General features: G+C 44.0%; 13 protein-coding genes. 8 read left to right on the forward strand and 5 right to left on the reverse strand.

Annotation, left to right across the window (positions count from 1 at the left end):
- The first annotated feature begins 348 nt into the window (after positions 1 to 348).
- The 8 genes from AABK37_RS16220 (at position 349) to AABK37_RS16255 (ending at position 9,451) form a co-directional block, all read left to right on the forward strand.
- Positions 349 to 1,716, forward strand: coding sequence for an NAD-dependent succinate-semialdehyde dehydrogenase (locus AABK37_RS16220; RefSeq protein WP_432552592.1), 1,368 nt, complete (start codon positions 349 to 351; stop codon positions 1,714 to 1,716).
- Between the two features lie 169 nt (positions 1,717 to 1,885).
- Positions 1,886 to 3,529 carry an acetolactate synthase large subunit gene (locus AABK37_RS16225; protein WP_432552593.1) on the forward strand — a complete coding sequence of 548 codons (1,644 nt, stop codon included), beginning with the start codon at positions 1,886 to 1,888 and terminating at the stop codon, positions 3,527 to 3,529.
- Between the two features lie 215 nt (positions 3,530 to 3,744).
- Complete coding sequence (locus AABK37_RS16230) at positions 3,745 to 4,011, forward strand: DUF6888 family protein (protein WP_432552594.1); 267 nt, start codon at positions 3,745 to 3,747, stop codon at positions 4,009 to 4,011.
- The gene (locus AABK37_RS16235) at positions 3,980 to 4,162 is read left to right on the forward strand and encodes a DUF6887 family protein (protein WP_039753223.1); all 183 of its coding nucleotides are present in this window, start codon (positions 3,980 to 3,982) and stop codon (positions 4,160 to 4,162) included. The genes AABK37_RS16230 and AABK37_RS16235 overlap by 32 nt, the downstream gene beginning before the upstream one ends.
- A 115-nt stretch (positions 4,163 to 4,277) precedes the next feature.
- A complete protein-coding gene (locus AABK37_RS16240; RefSeq protein ID WP_432552595.1) occupies positions 4,278 to 5,720 on the forward strand; it encodes a CHAT domain-containing protein in 1,443 nt (480 codons plus the stop codon).
- 4 nt (positions 5,721 to 5,724) lie between these two features.
- Positions 5,725 to 6,336, forward strand: coding sequence for a hypothetical protein (locus tag AABK37_RS16245; protein WP_432552596.1), 612 nt, complete (start codon positions 5,725 to 5,727; stop codon positions 6,334 to 6,336).
- A 36-nt stretch (positions 6,337 to 6,372) separates the two neighbouring features.
- Complete coding sequence (locus tag AABK37_RS16250; protein WP_432552597.1) at positions 6,373 to 6,711, forward strand: hypothetical protein; 339 nt, start codon at positions 6,373 to 6,375, stop codon at positions 6,709 to 6,711.
- Complete coding sequence (locus AABK37_RS16255) at positions 6,656 to 9,451, forward strand: AAA family ATPase (protein ID WP_432552598.1); 2,796 nt, start codon at positions 6,656 to 6,658, stop codon at positions 9,449 to 9,451. The genes AABK37_RS16250 and AABK37_RS16255 overlap by 56 nt, the downstream gene beginning before the upstream one ends.
- A gap of 107 nt (positions 9,452 to 9,558) precedes the next feature.
- Here the strand turns inward: AABK37_RS16255 and moeB are convergent, their stop codons facing one another.
- From moeB to AABK37_RS16280, 5 genes are all read right to left on the reverse strand, one after another.
- Positions 9,559 to 10,731: a molybdopterin-synthase adenylyltransferase MoeB gene (moeB, locus tag AABK37_RS16260; protein ID WP_432552599.1), complete on the reverse strand. Its 1,173-nt coding sequence runs from the start codon at positions 10,729 to 10,731 to the stop codon at positions 9,559 to 9,561.
- A 129-nt stretch (positions 10,732 to 10,860) separates the two neighbouring features.
- A complete protein-coding gene (locus tag AABK37_RS16265; protein ID WP_432552600.1) occupies positions 10,861 to 11,295 on the reverse strand; it encodes a Mov34/MPN/PAD-1 family protein in 435 nt (144 codons plus the stop codon).
- A 31-nt stretch (positions 11,296 to 11,326) separates the two neighbouring features.
- Positions 11,327 to 12,061: a carbonic anhydrase gene (locus tag AABK37_RS16270; protein WP_432552601.1), complete on the reverse strand. Its 735-nt coding sequence runs from the start codon at positions 12,059 to 12,061 to the stop codon at positions 11,327 to 11,329.
- Between the two features lie 505 nt (positions 12,062 to 12,566).
- Positions 12,567 to 13,301 (reverse strand): carbonic anhydrase, encoded by a 735-nt coding sequence (locus AABK37_RS16275; RefSeq protein ID WP_432552602.1) that lies wholly within the window; start codon positions 13,299 to 13,301, stop codon positions 12,567 to 12,569.
- A gap of 323 nt (positions 13,302 to 13,624) precedes the next feature.
- A complete protein-coding gene (locus tag AABK37_RS16280) occupies positions 13,625 to 16,699 on the reverse strand; it encodes a filamentous hemagglutinin N-terminal domain-containing protein (RefSeq protein ID WP_432552603.1) in 3,075 nt (1,024 codons plus the stop codon).
- Between the last annotated feature and the right edge of the window lie 41 nt (positions 16,700 to 16,740).

Here is a 16,740-nt window from a genome sequence, read left to right on the forward strand (position 1 = left end):
TTTCATTTAACATAAACCCCTCCGATTTTGACTCTGGAGGGGATTTTATTGCTTTAATGTTATGCCTGCGAACCCTCTAAAGCATAACTAGCAACTTGGGTTAGATAGCAGAAACTTACAAAGATAGTACAAAAAGCTTGGGGGCGATCGAGAAGTGACATTTTCCCAGAAAAAATCAATATAAATACAGATATAGTTTGTATATTTTATTTTGGTTTTAGTTGCGAAACTTTAACATTGAGAAACCAAATCTTGTTTAACAGACTAGAATTTGGGTGGTAGCTGCCGCAATTACTATGTGTAAGACTATAAAGCTACTGTAAGTTATTTTCAACGGGAGGTCAGGTAATGGCGATCGCCACCATTAATCCCGCTACAGGGGAAACACTAAAAACTTTTGAGCCGCTAACTGATGCGGAAATTGCCGCTAAGTTGGATTTGGCAGGTTTGGCTTTTGATGATTATCGCAAAACTGACTTTAGCAAGCGATCGCACTGGCTGCAACAAGCGGCTGATATCTTAGACAAAGAAAAAGCTGACTTTGCTAAGATAATGACCCTAGAAATGGGCAAACCTTACAAAGCTGCCATTTCTGAAGTCGAAAAATGCGCCTTAGTATGTCGCTACTACGCCGAACACGCGGCTGAATTTCTCGCCGATGTGGAAGTGAAAACCGATGCCAGTCGTAGTTTTGTCCGCTATCAACCATTAGGTATAATTCTCGCCGTCATGCCGTGGAATTTTCCCTTTTGGCAAGTATTCCGTTTTGCTGCACCGGCATTGATGGCAGGTAATGTCGGCTTGCTGAAACACGCTTCTAATGTGCCGCAGTGTGCCTTGGCAATTGAAGATATCATGCAAAGGGCAGGTTTTCCCAAAGGTGCATTTCAAACACTATTAATTGGTGCTGCGAAGGTAGCAGACCTAATGGCTGATGACAGAATAAAAGCTGCCACCTTGACAGGAAGCGAACCCGCAGGTGCATCACTTGCTGCTGCTGCGGGGAAACAAATTAAAAAGGTTGTCTTGGAATTAGGCGGAAGCGATCCGTTTATCGTGTTAGAAAGCGCTGACTTAGAAACAGCAGTTGCAACAGCGACTACAGCGCGGATGTTGAATAACGGGCAATCATGTATTGCAGCGAAACGTTTTATTGTGGTGGAAGCGATCGCCGATAAATTTGAAAAACTACTCCTAGAAAAATTCCAAGCGCTAAAAGTTGGCGATCCCATGTCACCAGACATAGATTTAGGACCTTTGGCAACTCCCGGTATTCTCCAAGATTTAGACGAACAAGTGCAAGCAAGTCTCAAGAGTGGGGCAAAAATCCTCATCGGTGGACAACCTGATAGCGATCGCCCTGGTAACTACTATCCGCCCACGATTCTTACTAATATTCCCACAGATAGCCCCACCGCACAAGAGGAATTTTTCGGACCCGTGGCGATGTTATTTCGGGTTCCGGATATCGATGCGGCGATAAAGATCGCTAATGGTACACCCTTTGGTTTGGGTGCCAGTGCTTGGACGCAAAATGAGGGGGAAAGCGATCGCTTAATTGACGAAATCGAAGCCGGTGCCGTATTCATCAACAGTATGGTAAAATCCGACCCCCGGATGCCCTTTGGGGGAATTAAACGTTCTGGATATGGACGAGAATTGAGTATTCAGGGCATACACGAGTTTGTCAATGTTAAAACAGTGTGGGTTAAGTGATTGGGGAGTAGAAAGTGGAGGAGTGGGGGAGTGGAGGAGTGGGGGACGACTTGGGGGACAAGGAGACAAATAGTAATTCTTTTTTCTCCCACTCCCCCCCTCTCCCCATCCCCCCCTCTCCCTAACCTCTAACCCCTAACCCCTAAATCTTAGTTACGGAATTAATTAAATGAATACAGCGGATCTACTGGTACAGTGTTTAGAAAATGAAGGAGTGCAATACGTTTTTGGACTTCCTGGCGAAGAAAATTTGCACGTTTTGGAAGCAATAAAAAATTCTTCCATTCAATTTATCACTACCCGTCACGAACAGGGTGCGGCATTCATGGCAGATGTTTACGGACGCCTGACCGGAAAAGCCGGGGTGTGTCTTTCTACACTCGGTCCTGGGGCAACCAACTTGATGACGGGTGTAGCGGATGCTAACCTGGATGGTGCGCCTTTGGTAGCAATTACCGGGCAAGTAGGCACAGATAGAATGCACATCGAATCGCATCAATATTTAGATTTGGTAGCGATGTTTGCCCCGGTGACAAAGTGGACTAAGCAAATTGTGCGACCGAGTATTACACCAGAAGTTGTGCGAAAGGGCTTTAAAGTAGCGCAAACTGAAAAACCCGGTGCAGTTCACATCGATGTTCCGGAAAATATTGCCGCCATGCCTGTAGAAGGGAAACCTTTGCAGAAGCATAATATAGAGAAAACCTATGCTTCTTTTGCGAGTATTCGGGCAGCAGCAGCGGCAATTTCTCAGGCAGTTAATCCGTTAATATTAGTGGGAAATGGAGCGATTCGCGCTCAAGCTAGCGACGCTGTGACGCAATTTGCTACCCAGATGAATATTCCTGTTGCCAATACTTTTATGGGTAAAGGTGTAATTCCTTATACTCACCCTTTAGCATTGTGGTCAGTGGGATTGCAACAGCGAGATTTTATCACTTGTGCTTTTGATAACGCAGATTTAGTGATAGCGATCGGCTATGATTTGATTGAATTTTCTCCGAAAAAATGGAATCCTAGCGGTAAAATTCCCATTGTGCATATTGGGGCAAATCCGGCAGAAATTGATAGTAGTTATATTCCTCGTACTGAAGTAGTTGGGGATATTTCCGATTCTCTGAATGAGATTTTAAAGTTAGCAGATAGACAAGGTAAACACAACCCATTTGCCATCACTTTACGCTCAAGTATTCGTGCCGATTACGAACAATATGCTAATGATGATGGATATCCGATAAAGCCACAAAAGTTAATTTATGACTTGCGGCAAGTGATGGGACCAGAAGATATTGTAATATCTGATGTCGGCGCACATAAAATGTGGATTGCCCGTCATTATCATTGTCATAGTCCGAATACTTGTCTGATTTCTAATGGCTTTGCCGCAATGGGAATTGCGATTCCTGGCGCTTTAGCAGCAAAACTCGTTTATCCCAACCGTAAAGTTGTAGCTGCAACTGGTGATGGTGGTTTTATGATGAATTGCCAAGAATTAGAAACAGCTTTGCGCGTTGGTACACCTTTTGTCACCTTAATTTTTAATGATGGTGGCTACGGTTTAATTGAGTGGAAACAAGAAAATCACTTTGGCAAAGGTAGATCGTCTTTTGTGCATTTTGGCAATCCCGATTTTGTCAAATTAGCAGAAAGTATGGGTTTAAAAGGTTATCGCGTTGAATCTGCTACTGATTTAGTTCCGATTCTCAAAGAAGCTTTAGCACAAGATGTCCCAGCAGTAATAGATTGTCCTGTAGATTATCGCGAAAACAGCCGCTTTAGTCAAAAAGCCGGCGAGTTGAGTTGTCAATTGTAAAAAAAGTTAGGTAGAGACGTTCCACTGGAACGTCTGTACGGCAATTATAGTAATAGCCAAGGTGCTGCCGGACATCAACAGATGATAAAACCTAGACACAAAAAGGCTTTTCACCCAGTCCCCAGTCCCCAGTCCCCAGCTATAGGAGTGAGGAGTTAGGAGTTATTAACTTTTGACTCCTCATTCTTGAGTTTATAGCAATTGCAACAAATGGATTGTTGAAACGCTTGTATGGCAACAACTTTAAAATCCAAAATCCTGTAATTTTGTTAGGGTATGAGATGGAGCCAACAGTAGAACAACTTAAAGAACTATTCCGGCTCTCGTACTTGTTAACCAAAATATTTCTACCCATATATTTAGTCAGAATAGATGAAAGAACAGACGATTTGGTGATTCTGGCGGGTGACAAGATAGAGATAACAGTTGACAAAGAAGGAAGAGTTGGTTATGACCAAACCGAATTTCAAAACGATGAGTAAAGGCGATTTGAGAGCTTACGTATTGCAGCACCCAGACGATAATGAAGCGTTTTATGAGTTATCAGACCGGATTAGAGCAAATGCCAAACCCCTCAACATAGACGAGTTACCTGAGATTATTCAGCGCAAACGCTCATCAAACCCACAGTAACGAAACCGATGAAAGAACTTTAAACCCCGATAACGTTTACGGGCGCGGATATTGGGGTAGGTTCCCATAAACCATCAGGTAATATATAAACAATGTTACTTTCATTGTTTTGTGAATGAACAGTGATATCCCTATAAAAATCCTGTTTTTAGCAGCCGATCCAAGTGATGAATCTCGACTAAGATTATTTCAAGAGTTGCGAGATATTAAAGCAAGGTTGCAAATAGCCAAATCAGAAAAGTATCAATTAGAGCAGCAAGAGTCAGTCCGCGTCGGGGATATCACACAGGCGATATTTGATATTCAACCGCAGATTATACACTTTTCCGGACATGGTAAGAGTACTGGTGAACTGTGCTTTGAAAATGAAGTAGGCAAAGTTCAGCCTGTTAAGCCTGATGCTTTAGCTGCAATGTTCAAGTTATTCTCATTGCAAGTTAGTTGTGTGGTGCTGAATGCCTGCTATTCTGAAATACAGGCTGTTGCGATCGCCCAACACATCCCCTTTGTAATTGGGATGAATGACGCTATTGGTGATAAAGCTGCGATCGCTTTCGCAGTTGGTTTTTATAAAGCATTAGCCGCAAATCGTTCGATAGAAGACGCTTATCAGTTTGGTCGTGTAGAAATTCAACTACAAGGTATTCCGGAACATCTTACACCTGTTTTGTATAGAAAAGAACTTTATAAACCTGTAATAGGAAGAGAAGAGCGATCGCCTTTCATCACCGGAACCCCAATCACCGATCCTCGCTACTTTTTCGGACGTAATTACGAACTTAAACGCCTTTTCAACCTACTTAAACGCCATCCCCTACAAAACGCTGCCATTATCGGCAAAAAGCGCAGCGGTAAAACCTCACTGCTGCACTACCTGAAAAACATCACCACCACCCCAACAGAAAATTTACGCCTCAATCAAAAGTATTCTTGGCTACCGCATCCAGAAAATTATAAGTGGATATTCGTAGACTTTCAAGACCAACGCATGGCAAACAGAGAAAGACTACTAAGTTACATTTTAGAATCTTTGGGAATGAAAGTACCAAATCCTTGTAATCTTGATTACTTCATGGATTTGATGAGTGAAAATTTGCATAATCCCACAATTATTTTATTAGATGAAATTGGCGTAGGATTGCAACGCTGTCCAGAACTTGATGATGCATTTTGGGAATGTTTGCGTTCTTTAGCTACAAACTCTACAGATGGTAATTTAGCGTTTGTTTTAGCAACCCATTCTTCACCGATTGAACTAGCACATAATACCGGACATAGTTCACCCTTCTTCAATATTTTCGGCTATACCGCTACATTGGGTGCGCTGACAGAAGCAGAAGCACGAGAATTAATAGCAAGTTCTCCTATTCCATTTACTGATGAAGATATAGAGTGGATTTTAACACAAAGTCACTGTTTTCCACTTTTACTGCAAATTCTTTGTATGGAAAGATTATTTACTCTAGAAGATGGGGAGGATGATGAAAATTGGCAAGAAGAAGGGTTAAGACAGATAAAACCATTTGCTCATTTATTAGATACACAAAACGAGGGCTGAAGAAATGCCTTTTAGTAGTTACAAGAGTATTAGCGTTGTTGCCAAAGAATTTCAGATTAAGTATGTTCGGGATAATTTCATTAGGGAAACACCTTTTGAAATTAGTGCCAGCTTTAGACAGGAATTAGATTTGATTTTTAATGAAGGAGTTTTTGATAATTCAGAAATTGCGATTTGTGAGAATATCATTTATCCAGTATTAAAAGAAGTATGGAAAGCTTATCGAAGTAAGTTTTTACTTTGGAGTCACCAAACGTTGATTTATGATGAGAAGTTATGCGGTGTTCCTGATTATATATTGGCAAAGCGATCGCCCCTCGGCACGGTAGTGTTTGACAAGCCATATTTTGTATTAGTTGAAGCAAAGAAAGAAAGCGACTTTACCGAAGGTTGGGGTCAGTGCTTGGCAGAAATGTTAGCAGTGCAGCGGATTAATAACGAACCAGAAAAGACGATATTTGGCATTGTTTCTAATGGGTCAGTATGGCAGTTTGGCAAGTTAAATATAGATATATTTACACAAAATAAAACTTTCTATACAATTCAAGACTTAGAGCAGCTATTTGCGGCTGTTAACTATGTATTTAAACAGTGCGATTTGCAATTGGATAAGTAGAGGTAAATATTTACCCTATGTTTTTAGACAAATGCCATGACAATTAATTTTCCCCTAAAGCTGCATCACTTACCCAACAGTTTACCTTCAGAGGGTGCTGTTCGCATCGAGTTAGTAGAAGGAGTACCAATATTTCGCGCTTCTAGTCAGGTACAAAAGCGAATTGAAAAATTAATAAATAAACAAAAAGAATCTGCTCTCACTTCCGAAGAAGAAACAGAATTGACTGTATATGAAGAATTAGACGATTATCTTAGTTTAGTTAACCGAACGATGAAAAATATTTTGCTCAATCCCTTACGTGATAAGGTTTATCGCTATGATGAACCATTTGAGCCAGCTGTGCCTCCAGAAGATTGGGAAGTGCTGCAATGATTATATTGAATACGCTTATCCGGATTTACTGGTAAGCGCTCACACCCGCCCGGAAATCAATTTCCAGGCTAATAGCTCAAGTCAGTTAAAACTGACTGAAACCCTTGAAAGATTCAGTTTTGCAGTCCTCTTGAGAGGACTTTCGCTATTAGCCAGGGAATTTATTCCTTGGCGGGTATGGACTCAGACAGAGGAACCCAAAAAAATCCCAACCAATATGACCCCCACCGACTACAGTAAAATCTACACCCATGCACCCAAACAGCACCCCAACTTGATACTCGGTAGCCTGCAACTGCTGTTCTGGCTTTTCTTCCGTCCAAAGGCGTGGCGTAACCACCTCAAACGTATTGACACTGATTTAGAACCGGACTCATCTCTATTTTTTCTGTTTACACGAGGACGATGGCAAAACCTGGCTTTGTGGCGGCTGCTAATACAGGGGTACTTGGTCTTACCCCTCCTTGCTAATTTAATTTTTGGCTTGGTGTTGTTGGTATTGGGTAAATCATTAGAAGAAATAGTGCTTCTCGTGGCGGGTGGCGTGGCGCTTGGCGTAGCGGGTGGTGTGGCAGGTGGTGTGGCGGGTGGTGTGGCGCTTGGCGTGGCGGGTGGTGTGGCGTTTGGCGGGGCGTTTGGCGGGGCGTTTGGTGTGGGGTATGGCCTGGCGGGTGGTGTGGCGTTTTGCGTGGCGTTTTGCGTGGCGGTTTTCGTGGCGGGCGTAGCAAGTGGCATAGCGAGTGGCATGGCGGTTTTCGTGGCGGGCATGGCGGTTTTCGTCGCGTATGGCGTGGGGATGGCGAGTAACATGTTGTTTTTCGTGGCGGGCATGGCGGTTTTCGTCGCGTATGGCGTGGCGTATGGCGTGGCGTATGGCGTGATGTATGGCGTGACGTTTGGCGTGACGTTTGGCATGACGTTTGGCGTGACGTTTGGCATGACGTTTGGCGTGGCGGGTAGCGTGAAGTTTGGCGTGGCGTTCGTGGTGGTGGGCGTGATGTTTGGCGTGCCGCTTGGCGTGCTGGTTGGTCTGGGAGTAACTATTAACTCATGGCGACCTTGGGTGTCCTATCCATTACTACAATTATCGAATATGCTGCTTCATCGACTTGACAAACGACGCATAGGTAAGGATATCAGTCTCTTGCGTTGGCATTCTGCTTTTTGGGATGAGTGGCAGGAGATACCTCTGTATGGCTTGGATAAGCACCTGCTGTTGGTAATAGAGCGTAACTTTGCAGAAGGAAGTGCTGCGTTTAATTACCTGAGTACCAGTCGTCAACGTTGGGCAATTCAAGCTGTACAAATTGAACTTGATGCACGTAGGCTAGAACACTATGCAGATTTAGAAGCTATCCGTAACGCTCACAATAGCATGGTAATTGACGAGCTGAAAAGCCCAGCTAGCGCTCTGCTAATCATCTTTGGTAGTATCAGTGAGGATGTGGACGCTGCTTTGAACCAAAAAAGTAGTTACAGCCAACGTCAAGTACTGAGCGCTGTTGCAGTTCGTTTAGATGCTCTTTTGCAGGAATTGACCAGCACCAGCGACAAATACGCCGAGCGCTTCTACCCTATTGCTCAAGGTTGGTATCAGATAATAGCCTACCATGTAGAGGAACTAGTTAAAGCTGTCGAGATCCGTCAAGAAATTGATAATCCCTACATAATTGGTGTTCCCCTAAACCAGCAATTAGAAATCTTTATCGGACGCACCAGCATTGGCTTACGCATTGAGCAATTACTTCTAGACCGGCGCCGCCCACCTCTGCTACTCTACGGTCAGCGACGCATGGGCAAAACTTCCCTACTTAACAACTTGGGAAAGCTATTACCCAATAGCATTATCCCGATGTTTGTAGACTTGCAAGGCGCACCCTCATCAGCAAGCAACCATGCAGGTTTTCTCTACAACCTCGCGAGAGGGATGATAACCTCAGCTAAACGCCAAAGTGCTTTAACTCTACCATCCTTAACACGAGAAGAACTGGAAAAAGACGCCTTCACCAGCTTTGACGAATGGCTAGATAAAGTAGAACAAGCGTTACAGGATAACACCGCACTGCTTTCTCTAGATGAGTTCGAGGTACTCGACAGCGCTATAACCAAAGGACGCTTTGATGAAGAAGATGTTTTAGGAATGCTGCGTAACTTAATCCAACATCGTCCCAAGTTTAAGATATTAATTGCTGGCTCTCATACTATCCAAGAATATCAGCGTTGGGCTAGTTATTTAATTAATGTCCAAGTTGTGCATATCTCGTACCTGAAAGAAGACGAAGCGCGTCAACTTATTGACCATCCTGTCAAAGATTTTACCCTGCGTTATGAACCGAATGCAGTTGAGCGAGTATTGCAACTTACCCGCTGTCACCCTTTCCTGGTACAATTGCTGTGTGCAGAAATTGTCGCCCTCAAAAATGAGCAAGCCCCTTCTGTGCGCCGATTGGCAAATTTAATGGATGTGGAAGCGGGGATACCAGCGGCTTTCAGTAGTGGCGGTTTTTTCTTTGCAGATATTCAAAATAATCAAGTAGACGCAGCCGGACTTGCTATTTTACGCTTTATCGCTGCACTTGGGGAAGGGGCAATAGTTAGCCGCAAAACTTTATTGCAACAGTTTCCTGATGTAGTGGAAAGCAGTCTTAATTTGCTGTTGCAAAGAGAGTTAATTGAGGAGGTTGGGGAGGGATACGGCTTTCAAGTAGAGTTGATTCGGCAGTGGTTTGCCCAGAAGTAAGAATTGAAACGCAAAGTAACGCAAAGTTATCGCAGAGGTTCGCAAAGAAATATAAATAACTCCGCGTCCCTCTGCGTTAAACCTCTGTGTCCCTCTGCGTTTAAAAATTAATACGTTGGAACTGATGGATCTACTTCTTTACTCCAAGCGGTGATACCACCTTTGACGTTTGTACCTTCAATTCCGGCTTCTTTGAGAATGCCGAGGGCTTTCGCCGATCGCCCGCCCATTTTACAATGAGCTATTAAGCGGTGTCCGTTGAGTAATTCTTTAACTTTTGTAACACCTTGCCCACTTTCAATATCCGGTAATGGCACTAAAACTGAACCGGGTATTTTAGCAATTTCATACTCATGGGGGTTGCGGACATCCAGCAGGACAAAATCATCTGCACCGCTATCTAGCAACTGCTTTAATTCCTGCACCGTCATTTCTTGAATTTCCATCTGCTGTTTCGCTTCCTCTGCTTTTGCTTGTGGGATACCGCAGAATTGTTCGTAGTCTATCAACTTTTCAATCACCGGGCGCACTGGATTCGGACGCAGCTTTAATTCCCGGAATTTCATGTTAAGGGCATCATACAGCATTAAGCGTCCGCTTAAAGTTTCACCCTTGCCCAAAATGATTTTAACAGTTTCCGTTGCTTGAATTAAACCAATAATTCCTGGTAAAATTCCCAGTACGCCACCTTCTGCACAAGAGGGAACCATTCCTGGTGGTGGTGGTTCTGGATACAAGTCACGATAATTCGGTCCACCTTCGTAATTAAATACCGTAGCTTGCCCTTCAAAGCGGAAAATTGAACCGTAAACGTTAGGCTTGTCTAACAACACGCAAGCGTCGTTGACTAAATATCGTGTGGGAAAGTTATCAGTACCATCCACGACGATATCGTAAGGCTTAATAATATCAAGAGCGTTTTCAGAACTCAAGCGCGTTTCATACAAATCAACCTGACAATAAGGGTTAATTTCGTGAATGCGGTTCTTTGCAGATTCTATCTTCGGTTTACCTACCCAAGATGTACCATGAATCACTTGGCGTTGCAAGTTGGAAGTATCGACAATATCAAAGTCAACAATACCGATACGTCCTATACCTGCCGCTGCGAGATACAATAGCAACGGCGAACCGAGTCCACCTGTACCGATACACAGTACACTAGCGGATTTTAAACGTTTTTGTCCCTCTAATCCGACTTCTGGCAAAATCAGGTGTCGGGAGTAACGTTCGTAATCGTCTTTTGTGAGCTGGATTTCATCCAGATTGGGATTGAGCATAACAGTTTGATGTGGAAGCGCGGAATATTAATCCTACCGAAAAATGTGACGCTGTGGGGAGGTGTAGAGACGCGATTAATCGCGTCTGTACAAAAGGTGGGGAAAAAAGATTTTTAATTGTTAATTTTTTTATGCAATTTCAATTTCTTCTTCTTGAAATTGGCGATCGCCGTCAAGATGCCAGCTTTTGAGTTCACCCGCTTTGCCGTTGGGGACAGAAACTATGATATATGAATATTCTTGCCAAGCTTGTATGCGATCGCTTTCTGAAGGAATCGCTGGATTATCGGGATGGGAGTGGTATATACCAATAATATGCAAAGAGCGATCGCGTGCTTCTTTTTGTATTTTTAGCATAATTTCGGGTGCGATCGCATATCGCCGCCTTTTATTATCCTCTAATGTCTCTCCACTCCAAGCATTTTCTGTTGGTATTACTTCTACCACAGTTTTGCTCTCATTAGCAAGATAACCCAAGATTATACCGCAGCACTCTTCTGGATAAGTGCTTGCGGCATGGGTGCGGATTAAAAGCAAGTGTTCTGGATTGAGTTTGAGAAGCACGACAATTCTTAACAGAGAAAGCTTGCCAAAATCAGCTTAACATGGTGATTTTTCCTTTGGCGAGGTCGTAATGACCACCAACTATTTTCAGTTTGCCTTCTTTGATCAAGTTTGCTAAAATCGTTGAGCTTTCTGTTAATCTTCCCATCTGATATTGGACATTGGCGATAACAGCATTTTCTTGCATATTGCCAGTTTTGTTTCTTACCCTTTCTACACTTGGTTTGATTTCCTCAACAAAAATGCCAATTCTACCTGGGAGAGGATCACCTTTGATTGCGGCAGAAACTGCACCGCATCTTGCATGACCTAAAACCATGATAGTTTGGGCACCCAATACGGCAGTAGCAAATTCTAAACTACCAATAGCCTCTTGAGCAGCTACATTACCAGCAAGTCGCACGACAAATAAATCCCCCAATCCCTGATCGAAAACAATTTCCGCAGGCACTCTCGAATCAGCACAACCTAGTATAGCTGCAAACGGATACTGAGCTACAGCAGTTTCTTGCAAACGCAATCGTGATTGGTTGGGGTTGAGACGCTTTCCGTCAACAAACCGTTGATTTCCTTCCACCAATCTTTTTATAGCTGCATCAGGACTAACTGGTTGAGGTTTTTGTACAAAAGTAGATTGTTGTTGAGCAACAGCTTTCTCTCCACTTAAAAGTACACCGCTAGCAGCAGTAGCAGCAATACCAGCACCTCCCACACCTACTAACTTTAATAAATTACGACGCCCAACAAATCCATTAATTCGGCTCATGAATTTACCTTAATTTGATACACAAAATTGATACCAAGTTGCTATACAAATAAATTCAATCCTCATCCGCAATGAAAGCATTCCTATATATACACAGAAAGCAAAGACGCTATGAGTCAGGACAATCTAAAGTATTACTGCAACTGAGTAATCAAAAAATCTTTTCTTATTTGCACTAACTATACCAAAATTCGGTATAACAATTGAACTTTTTAGCTATAGAAGAATATTTGGCTTGAGTGTGGTGTTTGTCTATGGTTGGCGTAGACGCAAAGCGGTGAGGGAGTCGCAGTCTTGGCGGTTCCCGTCGATTGCGAACTCCCGAACCCGAAGGGCTTGTCGTCAGACATCGCTAAAATCATGACCCACAAAATAATAGTATTACCCGTTAACTAAATTGGTGAAAGTCGCCTTTTGCTGGTCGTACTTTACTAAAGGACACTTAATTTGACTTAGGATTTACGCACTTTAAGTTAATTCGGTCATTAAGACAATATCCGCTGAATTAAGTAATTACAGTTACCTTGCCAGTATCAAGATCGTAACAACCGCCAACAATTTTTAGTTTGCCAACGCTTACCAATTTAGCCAAAATCGTTGACTTGTTCGCCAATTCTTCAACCTGATATTGAATATTGGCAATAACCGCATCTTCGGTGATGTCGCCAGTTGTTAATCTTACCCTTTCTACAGCAGGTTTAATGCCCTCAATAACAGAGCCAATTTTCCCTGGAAGTGGCTCGTTTTTGATTGCCTCTGCGACTGCACCGCATCTTCTATGACCTAAAATTAGGATGAGCTGAGAACCCAATACTGTAGTAGAATATTCTAGGCTGCCTGTAACCAAATCATTGACGACATTACCAGCGACTCGCACCACAAATAAATTTCCAAGTCCTTGATCGAAAATAATTTCTGCTGGTACTCTAGAATCTGCACAGCCCAATACAGACGCAAAAGGATGCTGTGTTTTAGCAACTAATCGCAAACGTTCTAAAGATTCATCAGAATGTTGAGATTTTTGCTGTATAAATCGTTTATTTCCATCCAGCAATCGCCTTAAAGCGACATCAGGAATTACTGGATTAGGGTTGACTGGATGAGTATCAGCAACTATAATTTGTGGATTAACAGCTTGCTGTGTGCCCCAAAGTATGCTATAAGTAGCAATACCAAAGCTAGCCATACTAGCCAGCTTCAAGAAATGACGACGCCCGACAAATCCATTAATTCGACTCATTGATTTACCTGACAACAGTTTAGTTGTTGCCAGGAACATATCAGACTTAAGAGGGATGTGAGAGTACCCTCTTACACGGTTTAAGAGTCATTTAATTTTTGGTAATTGGGCAATGGGCAATGGGCATTGGGCAATGGGCATTGGGCAATGGGCATAGGGGAAAATTCCTCTCCCCTGCTCAAGAAAGCTCCCCCTGCTCAAGAAAGCTCCCCCTGTCCACACCAGCCGAAATAATTTGTAAGGCTGCGGTTAGAGTTAATGCCCTTGCAGCTATCTTGTCCGGTCGTACCTCGTTGAGCAAGATATTGCCTAGGTTCGGATACTCACGTTTTAGTATTGCAAGATGCAGGGGTTATCCAAGGACTATGAGGGATAGCTGTGGACGGATTCGCTGTTAAAACCACCTCTGCCTTTTCGTTTCGCACCCACCCAGTAGCCTCAATAATAGGTTGTGGTGGAGTTGGAGTGGGACTTTTTATAACAGTTGGAGTACGGTTGTTACTGTTTGGGTTAAGCGTTACCCAATCTACTTGAACTGCGTCAGGAGTGAGGAGATCGGTTCTGGGGTTGGGGGGTAAGCCACCACGTCCAGTAATGACAAAACTGCTTTGATTTTGTGCTGTACGTGGTTGACAGACTTGGGACACTTCGGTGTCAAGTGGTACGGTTGGCAAGTTGACTAAGCCACGATTGGGGTCAACATCTGGGGTGTTGACTGTTACAGTACCGTTTAAAGTAGGACTTGTCTGGGAAATTGCTGTGATGTCATTTGTTGGTAGCAGTTGAGGGTCTAAGTTAGTTCCTAGCAGCCTCACCAAGTCTTCACGAGTACGCACTGTCATACCAAAAATGCCAGTAGCGTTAATTGTGACTCTCCCTCCACTGCCACTAAACGCATTAGCGGTGATGTCGTTATTTTCCCTTGCTCCGGCAACGATGAAGCCATTGGGGGCATCAATCTTAATATTGCCACCATCACCACCAGCTTCTGCCGTGCCTGCCGTGGTGGAAATTTCACTACCATGACGCATCAGCAATAAGTCTGCAATACCCAGATTGAGGTTGCCGCCATTGCCAGAGCGCGTCTGTGCTATTATCTTGCCGTTGTCGAGTCGCACAGAGCTAGCGGTGATGCCAAGGTTGCCCGCCTCCCCTTTTCCAAGGTTGCTGACTGTGGCTTGTGCCCCATCACAAATAAGTAACATAGGAGTGTTAATTGTCAAGGAACCTGCTTTTCCTGTCCCTTGAATGCTAACGATAGCGACCAAAGCGCTAGGAGACTGACCATTGGCTGAGGTACCAATCAATTGTACTGATTCGGAAGCATTAACATTCAAACTCCCCCCATCCCCTGAGCCACGCGTGCTAGCTGAGATTTTGGCTCCATCCTGGAGGAGCAACACAGGAGTGTTAATCGTTAAGGAACCTGCTTTTCCTGCCCCTTCAGTTTGAGTATACAAGCCGCTGAAAATCGATCTATTGGGTAAACGACCAATAAGTTGTACTGATTCGGAAGCATTCACATTCAAACTCCCCCCTTCCCCTAAACCAAACGTGCCTACTGAGATCTGGGCTCCATCTTGAAGGAGCAACATAGGAGTGTTAATCGTCAAGGAACCTGCTTTTCCTGTACCGTAAGTTTTAGCAGACAAATCGCTGGAAAACTGACCATCAGCTGAGATGCCAATCAGTTGCACTGATTCGGAAGCATTCACATTCAAAGTTCCTCCATCCGCTGAACCAAGAGTGTTAGCATCAACCCTAGCCCCATCTTGAAGGCGCAACACAGGAGTGTTAATCGTCAAGGAACCCGCCTCTCCTCTTGCTCCCCTTCCAGATTGAGAAACCAAGGCACTGGCAAAACCATTGGCTGGATAACCAATTAGTTGCACTGATTCAGAGGCATTGACATTCAAACTCCCACCCTTGCCTGAACCATAAGTGCCAGTTGAAATTTGAGCTCCATCCCGAACCAGTAAATACTTGGTATTAATCGTCAAGTCTCCCGCCTTTCCTTCGCCTTGAGTTTGAGTAGCCAAACCGCCATCCGACTGACCATCAGCAGTGATGCCAACTAGTTGCACTGATTCAGAGGCATTGACATTTAAACTCCCACCCTTACCTAAACCAAGAGTAGTCGCTGAAACCCTTGCCCCATCCCGAAGCAGTAACTGTCTGGTAGTAATTGTCAAATTTCCCCCATCTCCTGTTGCTTTCGAGCTAACAATAGCGGACAAGGCACTGGGAAAACCACGGTTTAGACGACCAATTAATTGCACTGACTCTGAGGCATTCACACTCAAACTTCCCCCTTTGCCTGAACCATAGATGCTAACATCAACCCTAGCCCCATCTTGAACTAGTAGCTGTCTGGTATTAATTGTCAAGTCTCCCGCTTTTCCTGTCCCATCATTGACACTTGATAAGCCGCTGTAGTCTGAACCATCAGCTGAAGTGCCGATCAGCTGCACCGATTTTAAGGCATTGACAGTCAAACCTTCCCCAGTCCCCGCACCCAGAAGATCTGTCTGAATTTGCGAACCGTCCGTGAGCGTCACGTTAGCGCCCTGCACCTGGATACTGCCACCGCTATCGCCACTAGTAGTGACAATGGCTCGTTGCATCAAACGAATATCTTGGAAGTCCTTAATGTTCCCATAGCCCAGAGTATAGCCAGTGTCAGTTGTTGTCAGGCTTACCAAACCGTTACCTGCAACACTCCCTAGCTCAATCCGTCCGTCAGGAGCAAAGACAATACCTCCCTCTAGAGTAACATCACCGCCCACCAACCCCAAGGTTTTCCCAGGCTCAACTTGAAAACCAACGAGTTCACCATTACTATTGCGTACCTGAGATTGATTGACGATATTTCCCGGATTCGCCCCAAATTGCAAACCAGTAGGAACACTTACAGTTAGTAGAGGTGTGGTTTGGGGAGAAGTGGCACTAAATTCCGTACCATCAGCAAATTTCAGACTACTCGCCGTACTGGCAAGAAATGAGCCACCGATGTTCAATGAGGCATTTTTACCAAAAATAATCCCATTGGGATTAATCAAAAACAGGTTGGCTGTACCATTAGCCCGGATTAACCCATCAATGTTAGAGACTGACCCACCCGTCACGCGACTGAATATATTTTGAACATCTACAGCATTGTTAAAGAAAGCAGTGCCACCAGTGGGAACAGAAAACTCGCTAAAGCTGTGGAACAAGTTGCCACCAGCTTGGGTTCCTCCTGTGATATTGAGGGTGCTGCCATTTGGTGTGACGATGGAATTATTCGGGAGAGTGCTATCTGGGGTAATTTGGGCAGAAGCAGAATTGGGAGAAAATGCGATCGCACTGCATGTCGCAATTCCTAAAAACCAGCCCAAACGAATACTCATCTTAGACATTGCACTCCCCTCACCACTTTGTAGCAGTTGCACCAGTTTTC

The sequence above is a fragment of the Tolypothrix sp. VBCCA 56010 genome (assembly GCF_050875635.1).
Lineage (GTDB): Bacteria > Cyanobacteriota > Cyanobacteriia > Cyanobacteriales > Nostocaceae > Hassallia.

What these genes read in the sequence shown, in the direction of transcription:
- AABK37_RS16220 (WP_432552592.1), top strand. Translation starts at nt 349, where the DNA reads ATGGCGATCGCCACCATTAATCCCGCTACAGGGGAAACACTAAAAACT.
- AABK37_RS16225 (WP_432552593.1), top strand. Translation starts at nt 1,886, where the DNA reads ATGAATACAGCGGATCTACTGGTACAGTGTTTAGAAAATGAAGGAGTG.
- AABK37_RS16235 (WP_039753223.1), top strand. Translation starts at nt 3,980, where the DNA reads ATGACCAAACCGAATTTCAAAACGATGAGTAAAGGCGATTTGAGAGCT.
- AABK37_RS16240 (WP_432552595.1), top strand. Translation starts at nt 4,278, where the DNA reads ATGAACAGTGATATCCCTATAAAAATCCTGTTTTTAGCAGCCGATCCA.
- AABK37_RS16245 (WP_432552596.1), top strand. Translation starts at nt 5,725, where the DNA reads ATGCCTTTTAGTAGTTACAAGAGTATTAGCGTTGTTGCCAAAGAATTT.
- AABK37_RS16250 (WP_432552597.1), top strand. Translation starts at nt 6,373, where the DNA reads ATGACAATTAATTTTCCCCTAAAGCTGCATCACTTACCCAACAGTTTA.
- AABK37_RS16255 (WP_432552598.1), top strand. Translation starts at nt 6,656, where the DNA reads ATGATGAACCATTTGAGCCAGCTGTGCCTCCAGAAGATTGGGAAGTGC.
- moeB (WP_432552599.1), bottom strand. Translation starts at nt 10,731, where the DNA reads ATGCTCAATCCCAATCTGGATGAAATCCAGCTCACAAAAGACGATTAC.
- AABK37_RS16270 (WP_432552601.1), bottom strand. Translation starts at nt 12,061, where the DNA reads ATGAGCCGAATTAATGGATTTGTTGGGCGTCGTAATTTATTAAAGTTA.
- AABK37_RS16275 (WP_432552602.1), bottom strand. Translation starts at nt 13,301, where the DNA reads ATGAGTCGAATTAATGGATTTGTCGGGCGTCGTCATTTCTTGAAGCTG.
- AABK37_RS16280 (WP_432552603.1), bottom strand. Translation starts at nt 16,699, where the DNA reads ATGTCTAAGATGAGTATTCGTTTGGGCTGGTTTTTAGGAATTGCGACA.